The sequence below is a fragment of the Rhodoferax sp. genome (genome assembly GCF_023701345.1).
Classification (GTDB): domain Bacteria; phylum Pseudomonadota; class Gammaproteobacteria; order Burkholderiales; family Burkholderiaceae_C; genus Rhodoferax.
Map to the genome: position 1 here is coordinate 1 of NZ_JAMPXE010000093.1, position 13,523 is coordinate 13,523.

At 63.7% G+C, this 13,523-nt stretch carries 9 protein-coding genes; 7 read left to right on the forward strand and 2 right to left on the reverse strand.

Going from position 1 to position 13,523, the window contains the following annotated elements; genetic code table 11:
• Positions 1 to 124: 124 nt before the first annotated feature.
• The 7 genes from NDI87_RS12470 to NDI87_RS12500 all read left to right on the forward strand — a co-directional run bounded on the left by NDI87_RS12470 (position 125) and on the right by NDI87_RS12500 (position 10,601).
• Positions 125 to 1,267 carry an aromatic ring-hydroxylating dioxygenase subunit alpha gene (locus tag NDI87_RS12470; RefSeq protein WP_296275591.1) on the forward strand — a complete coding sequence of 381 codons (1,143 nt, stop codon included), beginning with the start codon at positions 125 to 127 and terminating at the stop codon, positions 1,265 to 1,267.
• A gap of 2 nt (positions 1,268 to 1,269) precedes the next feature.
• The gene (locus NDI87_RS12475; protein ID WP_296275592.1) at positions 1,270 to 2,157 is read left to right on the forward strand and encodes a DMT family transporter; all 888 of its coding nucleotides are present in this window, start codon (positions 1,270 to 1,272) and stop codon (positions 2,155 to 2,157) included.
• Positions 2,158 to 2,174: 17 nt separating this feature from the next.
• Positions 2,175 to 3,032 carry a sulfurtransferase gene (locus NDI87_RS12480; protein WP_296275593.1) on the forward strand — a complete coding sequence of 286 codons (858 nt, stop codon included), beginning with the start codon at positions 2,175 to 2,177 and terminating at the stop codon, positions 3,030 to 3,032.
• 183 nt (positions 3,033 to 3,215) lie between these two features.
• Positions 3,216 to 4,463, forward strand: a complete 1,248-nt coding sequence (locus NDI87_RS12485) for a 3-methyl-2-oxobutanoate dehydrogenase (2-methylpropanoyl-transferring) subunit alpha (protein ID WP_296275595.1) — start codon at positions 3,216 to 3,218, stop codon at positions 4,461 to 4,463.
• Between the two features lie 2 nt (positions 4,464 to 4,465).
• The gene (locus tag NDI87_RS12490) at positions 4,466 to 5,503 is read left to right on the forward strand and encodes an alpha-ketoacid dehydrogenase subunit beta (protein ID WP_296275596.1); all 1,038 of its coding nucleotides are present in this window, start codon (positions 4,466 to 4,468) and stop codon (positions 5,501 to 5,503) included.
• Position 5,504: 1 nt separating this feature from the next.
• The gene (locus NDI87_RS12495; RefSeq protein ID WP_296275597.1) at positions 5,505 to 6,830 is read left to right on the forward strand and encodes a dihydrolipoamide acetyltransferase family protein; all 1,326 of its coding nucleotides are present in this window, start codon (positions 5,505 to 5,507) and stop codon (positions 6,828 to 6,830) included.
• 246 nt (positions 6,831 to 7,076) lie between these two features.
• Positions 7,077 to 10,601 (forward strand): indolepyruvate ferredoxin oxidoreductase family protein, encoded by a 3,525-nt coding sequence (locus NDI87_RS12500; RefSeq protein WP_296275598.1) that lies wholly within the window; start codon positions 7,077 to 7,079, stop codon positions 10,599 to 10,601.
• 9 nt (positions 10,602 to 10,610) lie between these two features.
• Here the strand turns inward: NDI87_RS12500 and NDI87_RS12505 are convergent, their stop codons facing one another.
• Positions 10,611 to 10,832 carry a hypothetical protein gene (locus NDI87_RS12505; protein ID WP_296275599.1) on the reverse strand — a complete coding sequence of 74 codons (222 nt, stop codon included), beginning with the start codon at positions 10,830 to 10,832 and terminating at the stop codon, positions 10,611 to 10,613.
• A 108-nt stretch (positions 10,833 to 10,940) separates the two neighbouring features.
• Positions 10,941 to 13,523 (reverse strand): DNA polymerase I (polA, locus tag NDI87_RS12510; protein WP_296275600.1); only part of this gene is annotated, 2,583 nt, incomplete at its 5' end.

Consider the following 13,523-nt stretch of genomic DNA (forward strand, 5'->3'; position numbering starts at 1 on the left):
CCAACCCCGGCCACAAAGGTACAATTCGCGCTGATTGCGCCAGCCCCGGCTGGATTTTTTGTCTCGCGCATGACTCATGTCACCCGCGCATCTCCCTGTGGGGAGTCTTTAGGTCAGGTCACCCATGTCTGATTTAAGTCTTCAACTGCAGCAGGCCTCCGGCCAACTACCAGTTAGTTCTTATTTTGATCCCGCGCTCCACCAGCGTGAACTGCAAGCCCTGTTCCAGCGGGGACCACGTTATGTGGGCCACGCCGCCAGTGTGCCCAACGTCGGCGACTACGCCACGCTGGCTTATGAGGGCGAGGGCCGCGCGCTGCTGCGCACACCCAACGGCATCGAGCTGATTTCCAACGTCTGCCGGCACCGCCAGGCCCTCATGCTCAAGGGACGCGGCGCGCTGCAAAACACGACGGCAGGCAATATCGTCTGTCCGATTCACCGCTGGACCTACAGCGCCGGCGACAGCACGGGCCAAACGCCGGCGGGCAAGCTCATGGGCGCCCCCCACTTTCCCACCGACCCCTGCCTGAACCTGGGCAACTACCCGCTGCGCCAATGGAATGGCCTGTTGTTCGAGGACAACGGACGCGACATTGCGGCAGATCTGGCGGGCATGGGTGAGCAGGCTGCGCTGGATTTTTCAGGCTATGTGCTTGACAAGGTCGAGTTGCACGAGTGCAACTACAACTGGAAAACCTTCATTGAGGTCTACCTGGAAGACTACCACGTGGGTCCGTTCCACCCGGGTTTGGGCCACTTTGTGACATGCGACGACCTGCGCTGGCAGTTTGGCGAACAGTTCTCGGTGCAAACCGTGGGCGTTTCCAAGGCCTTTGGCAAACCGGGAACACCGGTGTACCGGCGCTGGCACGATGCCCTGCTGAAATACCGCAACGGCGAACCGCCCGAACGCGGTGCCATCTGGCTCACCTACTACCCGCACATCATGGTCGAGTGGTACCCGCATGTGCTCACGGTGTCCACCCTGCACCCAATGGGCCCCGACAAAACACTGAACCAGGTGGAATTTTTCTACCCCGAGGAAATTGCCGCATTCGAGCGCGAATTTGTTGAATCACAGCAGGCTGCCTACATGGAAACCTGCATCGAGGACGACGAGATCGGCGAACGCATGGACGCCGGGCGCAAGGCGTTGTTGCTACGCGGCGACAACGAGGTCGGCCCCTATCAGAGCCCGATGGAAGACGGCATGCAGCATTTTCATGCCTGGTACCGCCGCGCAATGGGACCCGAGGGCCTGTAGCCATGCAAGCACTCTGGATGGTGTGGGCTTCCTTCTTTTTTGCCACCATGGCGGTCGGCATCAAGATCGCCGCAACCAGCTTCAGCCTGCCCGAACTGGTGTTTTACCGGGGCCTGGTCAGCGTGATCTTCATGGCGATGGTCTTGCGCGCACGCGGCACGCCACTGGCCACGCCGGTGCCCATGATGCACGCCTGGCGCTCCGTGATTGGCGTGTTTTCACTGGCCTCCTGGTTTTTTGCGATTGCCCATTTGCCGCTGGCCACGGCCATGACACTCAACTACATGAGCGGGGTCTGGGTGGCGGCTTTTGTGGTCGGCGGCGCCCTGCTATACGGCAAGAGCAGCCGCCAGGGACCCTTGATGGCCACTGTGCTGATCAGTTTTGCCGGGGTCGTGATGATGCTGCGACCGACGCTCGACCAAAACCAGTTGTTTGCCGGCCTGATCGGCTTGCTTTCAGGCATGGGTGCCGCCATGGCGTATATGCAGGTGACAGCGTTGGGCAAAATGGGCGAGCCCGAGGGCCGCACCGTGTTTTATTTTGCCCTCAGCACCGCACTGGCCGGGCTGGCGGGCGTGCTTTGGGACGGCTTCACACCGTGGGACAAGGTGAGCTGGCAGGCGGCAGCCTGGCTCATTCCGATCGGCGTGCTGGCCTCGCTGGGCCAATGGGCCATGACGCGGGCTTACAGCCGTGGCGCCACGCTGCTGGTGGCCAATTTGCAATACGCCGGCATTGTGTTCGCCGCTTTTTACAGTCTGGTCCTGTTTGGTGACCAGATTCCCCTGCTGGGCTGGGCCGGCATGGCGCTGATCGTGGCCAGCGGCATTGCCGCCACCATACTGCGCACCCGCGCCCTGCCCGACACACCCGCCGAAGAACATTGACCCTACCGGGAGCCCACATGTACAGCACCCTGATTTCTGCCGCCCAACTGCAGACGCTGATGACCAACGAACAGCCGTTGATGGTGTTTGACTGCAGTTTCGAGCTGATGCAGCCCGCAGCCGGCGATACCCAATACCAGCAGAGCCACATCGCCGGGGCCGTGCGCGCCGACCTGGACCGCCATCTGAGCGCAAAAGGCGCAACAGATGCCGCCAGTGGCGGCCGCCACCCGCTGCCCTCACTTGATGCTTTCGCTGCCTGGCTGGGCAGCGTCGGATTCAGTCCAGACATGCAGGCGGTGGTCTACGACCGCCAGGGCGCGAACTACTGTGGCCGCCTCTGGTGGATGCTGAAATGGGCAGGACATGAAGCGTCAGCGGTGCTCGACGGCGGCCTGCAAGCCTGGATCGCGGCCGGGGGCGCAGTGGAACCGGGCGCAGGCCCCACGCTTCAACCCGGCACTTACCCATTGAGCACGCCAAGGGCGGCCCTGGTAACGACTGAAACCGTTCTGCATCATCTGGCGCGTCCCGGCCAAACCCTGGTCGATGCGCGCGGTGCCCCCCGTTTCAGGGGAGAAGTGGAACCGCTGGACCCGATTGCCGGCCACATTCCAGGCGCGCTGAACCGCCCGTTCGCCGACAACCTCGGGCCCGACGGCTGCTTTAAACCTGCCACCCAGCTCAGGGCAGAATTTGACACCCTGCTGGCGGGCAAAGACCCGGCCAGCGTGGTGCACCACTGCGGCAGCGGCGTCAGTGCCGTACCCAACCTGATCGCCATGGAAGTGGCAGGTCTGGGTCGGGTCGCACTTTACGCCGGCAGCTGGAGCGACTGGTGCAGCGACCCCAGCCGGCCAGTCGCGCAGGGCTAAACCCGCACAAATCGCACAGGTCTCAGGCGCTGCCGTTGCGCTATGATTTACCGCAATGCCAAAGTCCACGGTGATCCCGTGACTTTTGGCAGCAAGATGCGGCCTAGGTGCTTTACCCGATGCACGACAACCGCTTTCCACGTATTCTTTGATGGATCACAAGTCCGCCAGGAGATGTTTCCCATGCCACAGCGCAAGCCTTTGCACCTGCACGTACCCGAGCCCACCGGGCGTCCCGGTCACGATACCGATTTTTCTTACCTTCCGCTTTCCGCTGCCGGTGCCAAGCGCCGCCCGCCAGTCGATGTGGCGGCGGCCCAAACCAACGACCTGGCCTTTGCGCTGATCCGGGTGCTCGACGAGGACGGCAAGGCGATCGGCCCCTGGGCACCGCAGATGGATGTCGCGCTGCTCAAACGCGGCATGCGCGCCATGCTGCTGACGCGTGCCTTTGATGCCCGCATGCTGATTGCGCAACGGCAAAAAAAGATGTCGTTCTACATGCAGTGCCTGGGCGAGGAGGCCATTGCCTGCGCCCATGCGCTGGCCATTGGTGACGGCGACATGTGTTTTCCCACCTACCGCCAGCAAGGCCTGCTGCTGGCGCGTGAGGACAACAACATGGTCGACATGATCTGCCAGCTCTACAGCAACGCGCGTGACCCGATGAAGGGGCGGCAACTGCCGGTGATGTATTCCAGCAAGAAGCAGGGCTTTTTCTCGATCTCGGGCAACCTGGCGACGCAAGTCATCCAGGGAGTCGGCTGGGCCATGGCCAGCGCCATCAAGGGCGACGACAAGGTGGCCTCGGTCTGGATTGGCGACGGCGCCACCGCCGAGGCCGATTTTCACACCGCGCTCACCTTTGCGCACGTTTACCGGGCGCCAGTGATCATCAACGTGGTCAACAACCAGTGGGCCATTTCCACCTTCCAGGCCATTGCCGGCGGTGAAGGGACCACCTTTGCCGCGCGCGGCGCGGGTTGCGGCATTGCCTCGCTGCGCGTGGACGGCAACGATTTCCTGGCGGTCTATGCCGCCTCCAAATGGGCGCTGGAGCGCGCCCGTTCCAGCTTTGGCCCGACCCTGATCGAATGGGTGACCTACCGCGCCGGGCCCCATTCCACCAGCGACGACCCAAGCAAGTACCGCCCCACCAATGACGCCGCGCGTTTTCCGCTGGGCGACCCGATCGAGCGCCTCAAAAAACACCTGATCGGCCTCGGTGCCTGGTCAGACGAAGAACACGAAGCCACAAAAAAAGCACTGGAGGCGCAAGTGGCCGCCGCGCAAAAGGAAGCCGAGCGCCACGGCACGCTGGCCGACGCCCACGGCCAGAGTGTGGACACCATGTTCGAGGACGTCTACGAACACATGCCGGCGCACCTGGTGCGACAGCGGCAAGAACTACAACACGGACTGGGAGCCTGATCATGAGCGACACCAACACCATGAACACGACGCCCATGACGATGATCCAGGCGCTGCGTTCGGCCATGGACGTGATGCTGACGCGCGACCCCAATGTGGTGGTCTATGGCCAGGACGTCGGCTACTTTGGCGGCGTCTTTCGCTGCACCGAGGGCCTGCAGCAAAAACACGGCAAGCAGCGCGTGTTCGACGCCCCCATTTCCGAGGGCGGCATTGTCGGCACAGCGGTCGGCATGGGCGCCTACGGCCTGCGCCCGGTGGTCGAGATCCAGTTTGCCGACTACGTGTATCCGGCCACCGACCAGATCGTGTCCGAGGCAGCGCGCCTGCGCTACCGCTCGGCGGGCGACTTCACCTGCCCCATCACCATCCGCATGCCTTGCGGCGGCGGTATTTACGGTGGCCAGACGCACAGCCAGAGCCCCGAGGCCATGTTCACCCAGGTTTGCGGCCTGCGCACCGTGATGCCGTCCAACCCCTATGACGCCAAGGGCCTGCTGATCGCCTCGATCGAAAACAACGACCCCATCATTTTTCTGGAGCCCAAGCGGCTCTACAACGGCCCGTTCGACGGCCACCACGAGCGCCCGGTGGTGCCCTGGAGCAAACACCCGCTGGGCGAAGTGCCCGAGGGCTACTACACCGTGGCGCTGGACAGCGCCCGTATCACGCGGCCCGGCAGCGCAGTGACCGTGATCGCCTACGGCACCATGGTGCATGTGGCCGAGGCCGCGGCGGCTGAGTCGGGCGTCGATGCCGAAGTGATCGACCTGCGCAGCCTGTGGCCGCTGGACCTCGACACGCTGGTGACGTCGGTCAAGAAGACCGGCCGCTGCGTCATCGTGCATGAAGCCACGCGCACCAACGGACTGGGGGCGGAACTCCTCAGCCTGATCCAGGAACATTGTTTCTACCAGTTGGAGGCGCCCATCGAGCGTGTGACCGGCTGGGACACACCCTACCCGCACGCCCAGGAGTGGTCGTATTTTCCGGGTCCGGCGCGCCTGGGTGCCGCGCTGCAACGCGTGATGGAGGCCTGACATGAGCACACAAAGCATCAAGATGCCCGACATCGGCGAAGGTATTGCCGAGGTCGAACTGGTGGCCTGGCATGTGCAGGTGGGCGACACCGTGGCCGAGGACCAGATCCTGGCCGACGTCATGACTGACAAGGCCACGGTGGAGATCCCGTCGCATGTGGCGGGGAAAGTGCTGTCACTTGACGCCGCCGTGGGCCAGGTGGTGGCGGTGGGCACCGAGATCATTCACATTGAGGTGGCAGGTGCTGCCGACGCTGAAGCACCCGCGCCCGAAAACCGGCCCATGGATCGCCCCGTCATGGCGAACGTTCCCGTCATTGCGAACGCAGTGAAGCAATCCATGACTTCCGGACTGCATGGACTGCCGCGCGACGCTCGCAGTGACGACGTCCCGGTTGCCGGGTCAACTTCAGTTGACCATGGCGGACTGAAGTCCGCCCCACAGGGTCCAAAACCCGTCGCCGCGCCCGCCGTGCGCCGGCGCGCCTGGGAACTGGGCATCGAGCTGACCAGCATCAAAGGAACCGGCCCGGCCGGGCGCATCACGCAGGCCGACCTCGATGTGCATGCGCAAAACAGCAACACCAGCCCGGGCAAGACAGCCGGCGATGCGCGTTATGCGCAGCGCACGCTTGAGGAAGCCATCCCGGTGATCGGCCTGCGTCGCAAGATTGCACAAAAAATGCAGGAGGCCAAGCGCCGCATCCCACATTTCACCTATGTCGAGGAAGTCGATGTCACCGAACTCGAAGACCTGCGCACGCGCCTGAACGCCCAGTACGGTGCCACACGCGGCAAGCTCACCTTGCTGCCGTTTTTGATTCGTGCCATCGTGCTGGCGGTGCGGGATCACCCGGAGGTGAATGCGCGTTATGACGACGAAGCCGCTGTGGTGACGCGTTATGCCGCCGTGCATCTGGGCCTGGCCACGCAAACCAGCGGCGGCCTGATGGTGCCGGTGATCCGGCATGCCGAAACCCTCGATCTATGGGCTTGCGCCGCCGAGATCGTACGGCTGGCCGAAGCCGCCCGCAGCGGCAAAGCCACGCGCGAGGAGCTGAGCGGCTCAACACTCACCGTGACCAGTCTGGGGCCGCTGGCCGGCATTGCCCACACCCCCGTCATCAACCACCCCGAGGTGGCGATCATCGGACCCAACCGCATCGTCGAGCGGCCAATGATCAAGGGCGGCATGGTGGTGGCGCGCAAGATGATGAACGTCTCAAGTTCGTTTGACCACCGCGTGGTCGATGGCATGAATGCGGCGGAATTCATCCAGCAAATTCGCGGCTATCTGGAATGCCCCGGGACCTTGTTGGTGGCCTAGGACGGGGCCACGGGTTTCCCTCATTACGCTACGCTTCATCCGGTCTACCACGGGTCGAGCCACAAGCGCATGGAATCAGTCGGGTGATGCGCTTTGCGGAGGTCAAGGCGGAGTCCGCGCAGCGGACGGGGGACACGTAGCAAAGCGCATCGCCCGACTGATTGATTCGCACCCGGCTAACTAGGTTAAGACCGGAGTGTGGCACCATAGCCCCATTCTTTTCACCACGAATTGCGAACGCTGCCCATGAGCCAACAGACGCCACCCCAGACCCTTGCCGAGGTGTCCCTGGACGACAAGTATGTCAACACCCGGGGCCAGGCTTTCATGAGCGGCATGCAGGCGCTGGTTCGGCTGCCACTGACCCTGCACGAACGCGGCCTGCGCGCGGGTAAAAAGCTGGGGGGCTACATTTCGGGCTACCGGGGCTCACCGGTCGGCACTTACGACATGGCGCTGTGGGCGGCCGAGAAACATCTGGCGGCGCGCGACATCAAGTTTCAGGCTGGTGTCAACGAGGAACTGGCCGCCACCGCCGTCTGGGGCAGCCAGCAGGTGCACCTGCTGGGAGAAAGCGCTTTTGATGGCGTCTTTGGGCTTTGGTACGGCAAGGCGCCCGGGGTCGACCGCAGCATCGACGTGCTGCGTCACGCCAACCAGGCGGGCAGCTCGCCCCAGGGTGGCGTGCTGGCCATTGCCGGCGATGACCCCAACGCGGTGTCGAGCACCGTGACCGGATGCTCGGACTACGACTTTGTCTCGGTCGGCATGCCGGTGCTCTACCCGGCCAGCGTGCAGGACATGCTCGACTTCGGCGTCATGGGCATCGAGCTGTCCCGGTACAGCGGCTGCTGGGTCGGCTTCAAGGCAGTGACCGACATTGCCGAAAGCTCGGCCATTGTGGACCTGGACATTGACCGCGTCCGCGCCGACTGGTTCGAGCTAAAGCAATCCGCCGACGTGCACATCCGCTGGCCCGACAACCGGGTCGAGCAGGAACGCCGCCTGTATGAAATCAAGCTGGCGCGCGCCAAAACCTTTGCGCGCTTTTCCGGCATCAACCTGGTCAGTGGCGCGACCACCGACGCGCGCATCGGCATCATTTCTGCCGGCAAACCCTGGGCCGACCTGATGCAGGCGTTGCATGACCTGGGACTCGCTGAGGAGGATCTGGCGCGGCTCGGCGTGCGCGTGCTCAAGCTGGGCATGATCTACCCGCTCGACACACAACAGATTCAGGAATTCACCCAGGGGCTTGACGCGGTGCTGGTGGTGGAAGAAAAACGTGGCCTGATCGAAGACCAGCTCAAGAGCATTCTTTTTGGCCGCGCGCCCTGCCCGGTTGTGCTGGGAAAACTCGGGCATGATGGCCACACGCTGATCCCCCGGCACGGCGAAACCAGCCCGGCACTGCTGGCGCAGGTGTTGGCCTCCACCTTCCCGGAACTTATCAGCAGCCCGGCAGCGCAAACCCGGCTCGCGCTGCTGCAAGCCAAAACGCAGGCGCTGCAAAACACGCCGGCGCTGGCGGCACGCACGCCGTATTTCTGCTCGGGTTGCCCGCACAACAGCTCGACCCGGTTGCCCGAGGGCAGCATCGCCCTGGCCGGCATCGGCTGCCACTGGCTGGCGCTGTTCATGGACCGGCACACCGAAACCTTCAGCCAGATGGGCGGCGAAGGCGCCAGCTGGCTCGGCGCCATGGGCTTCTCCAGCCGCCAGCATGTCTTTACCAACCTGGGCGACGGCACCTACCACCACTCGGGCATCCTGGCGGTGCGGGCGGCGGTGTATGCCAAGGCCAACATCACCTACAAGCTGCTCTACAACGACGCCGTCGCCATGACCGGGGGCCAGGCGATCTCGGACACCTTCACGCCGCAGCAGATCGTGGCGCAGTTGCTGGCCGAGGGCGTGGGCCAGGTGGTGGTGGTGTCGGACCATCCGGAAAAGTACCGGAAAATGGCGGCGCCCAACGGTGGTTTTCCCAAGGGCGTCACCCTGCACGGCCGCGACGAACTCGACCGCTTGCAGCGCATGCTGCGCGAAACGGCAGGCGTCACGGTGCTGCTGTACGACCAGACCTGTGCGGCCGAGAAGCGGCGCCGGCGCAAACGCGGCACGCTGGTCGACCCCGATGTGCGCGCCTTCATCAACGAAGCCGTGTGCGAGGGTTGCGGCGACTGCTCGGTGCAGTCCAACTGCATTTCGGTCGAACCCCTGGAAACCGAGCTGGGCCGCAAGCGCCAGATCAACCAGTCGTCCTGCAACAAGGACACCAAATGTGTCGACGGCTTTTGCCCCAGCTTTGTCACGCTGGCCGGGGCAACGCCGCGCAAGAACGCCCGCCCGCAGCAGCAGGAGCGCAGCGCCACGCCCCCAATGCCCGAGCCGCAATACGCACCGCTGTCGCCCGTGCATGAGACGGTCATCACCGGCATCGGCGGGACCGGCGTCATCACCATCGGCGCCATTCTGGCCATGGCGGCGCGTCTGGAAGGTTTGAGCGCGACCTGCCTCGACCAGACCGGTATTGCCCAGAAGAATGGCGCTGTGCTGTCGCATGTGCGCATTGCGCGCATGGCTTCTGACCTGCACACACCACGGGTCGCCACGGCCAATGCCGACCTGGTGCTGGCTTGCGACATGATGGTGGCGGCCAGCCCGGCGGCCTTGGCAACCATGACACCACGACGCACCCGGGTCGCACTCAATACCCATCTGGCACCCCACGCCGCCTTTGTGCTGAACCCGGTGGGTGCAGACTTTGGCGAAAACCAGTTGCGCAGCGCCATCGACAGCGCCGCCAGCGCCGAGCGCGTGTCTGCCTTCGCCGCCACCCGTCTCGCCACCCAACTCTTTGGCGATGCCATCGCCGCCAACATGCTGATGCTGGGTTATGCCCTGCAACAGGGCTGGCTGCCGGTGTCGCTGCAGGCCATCCAGCGCGCCATCGAGATCAATGGTGTCGCCGTGGCGGCCAATCTGGCTGCGCTGGACTGGGGCCGCCGCACGGCGCTGGATCTGGCGGCGGTGCTGCGCCAGAGCAGCCCGGCGCAGGCGGTGCGCTTCATCCAACGCGGGGACGAGGCGTTGGAGACCCTCATCGCACGACGCAGCAAAGATCTCGTGGCCTACCAGAATAAAACGTACGCCGCGCGCTTCGAGACCCTGGTGCGCCAGGTGCAGCAGGCGGAGCAACAGGCCATGCCAGGCACTGACGTACTGACCCGGACCGTGCTCACCCAGGCCTACCGGCTGCTGGCCTACAAGGATGAGTACGAGGTCGCCCGGCTGTACACCGACGGCCGCTTCGAGAGGCAATTACGTGACCAGTTCGAGGGGGACACCCGGCTGACTTTTCACCTGGCGCCGCCCTTGCTGGCCAGGCGCGACCCCGCCACCGGGCACCTCAAGAAACGGGCCTATGGCCCCTGGGTGCTCTCGACGATGCGGCTGCTGGCGGGGCTGCGGGGCTTGCGTGGAAGTTGGCTCGACCCCTTTGGCAGAACTGCCGAGCGGCGCCTGGAGCGACGCTTGGCGCAAATGTACCTTTCCATGGTCGATGCCTTGCTGCCCAACCTGACGGCCGGCAACCACGCCGCGGCCGTGAAACTGGCCGGCATTGCGGCCGAAGTACGCGGCTTCGGCCACATCAAGCAGCGCCAGTTGCTGCAGGCGGGCAAGCAATGGCAACAAGCCTGCCAGGGCACCGCGGCAGAGCCGGTGGTGATGGCTTTTGTTGCCACCCTGCCGACGGCAGATTTTTAACAACCCGGCTCAACCTTTCTTGCCACCCATGACCAGCAAAACGCCACCCACCACAATGGCCCCAATGCCGGCCCACATCGGCACATTGACATTTTTCTTTTCCTGCACCGTCATTTCAATCGGGCCAACTTTGAGCGCCGTGGTGTCCTTGGTGTAGCTGAAGCCACCATACACAAGCCCCAGAGCGCCCAAAACGATCAGAACCACACCCACCAATTTGATTGAGTTCATAAAACTACCTCACATCACATGCCACCCTAACCTCAAAGCCAACGGCGTCGAGGCGTGTGACATGCCGATCATTACAACACGGCCGGGCAACTGAGCAGTTCCAGCGATTCAGTGCGCCTTGTCCCAGTTCAGCCCCACGCCCACCTCGGCCAGCAGCGGCACCTTGAGGTGCGCGACACCGGCCATGAGCTTGGGCACTGCGTGGCGCACCCAGTCAACTTCGGACTCAGGCACTTCAAACACCAGTTCGTCGTGCACCTGCATGATCATTTTGGTGGCGCGCTGCTCAGCGTCGATGACCTGCTGCACCTTGACCATGGCCAGCTTGATCAGGTCCGCCGCCGTGCCCTGCATCGGCGCGTTGATGGCGGCGCGCTCAGCACCACTGCGGCGCGGGCCATTGGGCGAGTTGATCTCGGGCAGGTACAAGCGGCGACCAAACACGGTCTCGACGTAGCCCTGGGCCTTGGCCAGCGCGCGGGTCTGGTCCATGTAATGCTTGACGCCCGGATAGCGGTCAAAGTAGCGCTCGATATAGTTTTTGGCGGCGGTGTTGTCGATGCCCAGCGCGCGGGCCAGGCCGTAGGCGCTCATGCCGTAGATCAGGCCGAAGTTGATGACCTTGGCATAGCGGCGCTGCTCGCTGCTGACTTGGGCGGTATCAATGGCAAAGATTTCAGCGGCGGTGGCGCGGTGCACGTCCATGCCGTCGTGAAAGGCCAGCAGCAAGGCCGCATCACCACTGATGTGCGCCATGATGCGCAGTTCGATCTGGCTGTAGTCGGCGCTGGCGATCACGCAGCCGGGGGGCGCCACAAAGGCCTCGCGCACGCGCCGGCCCTCGGGCGTTCGCACCGGAATGTTCTGCAGGTTGGGGTCGTTACTGCTGAGGCGCCCGGTCACCGCCACGGCCTGCGCGTAGTGGGTGTGGACACGTCCGGTGCGCGGGTGCGCCAAAGCGGCAAGCTTGTCGGTGTAAGTGCCCTTGAGCTTGGACAGACCCCGGTGCTCCAGGATTTTTGCGGGCAGCGGGTAATCTTCGGCCAGCTTTTGCAGCACCTCGTCGTCAGTGCTGGGCGAGCCGGTGGGGGTTTTTTTGACCACGGGCAGGCCGAGCTTGGTGAAAAAAATCTCGCCAATTTGCTTCGGGCTGCTCAGATTGAAGGGCTGGCCGGCGAGTTCATGCGCCTCCGTTTCAAGCTGCAAGATACGCTTGCCGAGTTCGTGGCTTTGCGCCGCCAACGTCGGTGCGTCGATCAGCACCCCGTTGCGCTCGATCCGGTACAAGGCCTCGCTGCTGGCAATTTCCAGCTCGTAAATAAAACGCAATTTGTCGTTGGCGTTCAGCAGCGGCCACAAGATGCGATGCACGTCCAGCGTCATGTCGGAGTCTTCACACGAATACTCGGCGGCTTTGCCAATGTCCACCTGGTCAAAACAGATCTGGTTGGCGCCCTTGCCGCACAAGTCTTCAAAACTGATGCCGGTGCGCCCCAGGTGGCGCTCGGCCAGGCTGGCCAGGCCATGCGGCTTGGTGACTTCGAGCACATAGCTTTGCAGCATGGTGTCGTGCGCATAACCCTGCACCTCGATGCCGTGGTTGGCAAACACGTGGCGGTCGTACTTGACGTGCTGGCCGAGCTTTTTGTGGCTGCCATCCTCCAGCCAAGGCTTGAACCTGGCCAGCACTTCGTCCAGCGGCAACTGGGCCGGCGCATCCGGGTAGGCGTGCGCCAGCGGAATGTAGGCCGCCTCGCCCGGTGTGACGCTGAAGCTGATGCCGACAATTTGCGCGCGCATTTCGTCGAGCGAGGTGGTCTCGGTGTCCAGCGCCACCAACTCGGCGGATTGCACCCTGGCGAGCCAGCGGTCAAAGGCGTCCCAGGTGAGGATGGTGTCGTAACTGACCGTGCTGACGCGGGAGGCAGCCGGGGCCTCAGGCGTGGCGTCCAGCTCATCAAAAAGGCCGGGTTCACGGTTGTTAACGGAATTGGCAGCGGAATTGGGGTCAGAGCCAGCGCCGCTGCGCTGCGTGGATCCGACCCCAATTCCTGAGCCGGCTCTGTCCGCTTTTCCGGAGCCTGACTCCAGCGCCCGCGCCAGGCCCTTGAAGCCGTATTTTTCATAAAAAACGGCCAGGGCCGGGGTGTTCATGCTGCCCACGGTTATGTCATCCATGTCGGGTAGATCGGGCAGCCAGTCCTTCAGGTCACAGTCGGTCTTGATGGTCAACAGCTTGCGACCGATGGGCAACCAGTCCAGTGACTTGCGCAGGTTTTCCCCCACGGCACCCTTGATGGAATCGGCCTGGGCCACAATGGCGTCGAGCGAACCGTATTCCTGCAGCCACTTGGCAGCCGTCTTGGGGCCCACCTTGGGCACACCGGGCACGTTGTCGATGGCATCGCCCACCAGGGTCTGGTAGTCCACCATCAGGCTGGGCGGCACGCCAAATTCGGTCGTTACCCCGGCCACGTCACGGCGCCGGCCGTTCATGGTGTCAATGATGGTGATGCGTTCATTGACCAGCTGGGCCAGATCCTTGTCGCCGCTGCTCACAATCACCTGCATGCCCTGTGCCGCCGCCGTGGCCGCCAGGGTGCCAATGACGTCGTCGGCTTCTACACCGGGCACGTCCAACACCTTCCAGCCCATCAGCCGCACCACCTCGTGGATCGGCTCGATCTGGGC

Coding starts and splice junctions, on each gene's coding strand:
- NDI87_RS12470 (WP_296275591.1), top strand. CDS start 125: ATGTCTGATTTAAGTCTTCAACTGCAGCAGGCCTCCGGCCAACTACCA.
- NDI87_RS12485 (WP_296275595.1), top strand. CDS start 3,216: ATGCCACAGCGCAAGCCTTTGCACCTGCACGTACCCGAGCCCACCGGG.
- NDI87_RS12505 (WP_296275599.1), bottom strand. CDS start 10,832: ATGAACTCAATCAAATTGGTGGGTGTGGTTCTGATCGTTTTGGGCGCT.
- NDI87_RS12495 (WP_296275597.1), top strand. CDS start 5,505: ATGAGCACACAAAGCATCAAGATGCCCGACATCGGCGAAGGTATTGCC.
- NDI87_RS12490 (WP_296275596.1), top strand. CDS start 4,466: ATGAGCGACACCAACACCATGAACACGACGCCCATGACGATGATCCAG.
- NDI87_RS12480 (WP_296275593.1), top strand. CDS start 2,175: ATGTACAGCACCCTGATTTCTGCCGCCCAACTGCAGACGCTGATGACC.
- NDI87_RS12500 (WP_296275598.1), top strand. CDS start 7,077: ATGAGCCAACAGACGCCACCCCAGACCCTTGCCGAGGTGTCCCTGGAC.
- NDI87_RS12475 (WP_296275592.1), top strand. CDS start 1,270: ATGCAAGCACTCTGGATGGTGTGGGCTTCCTTCTTTTTTGCCACCATG.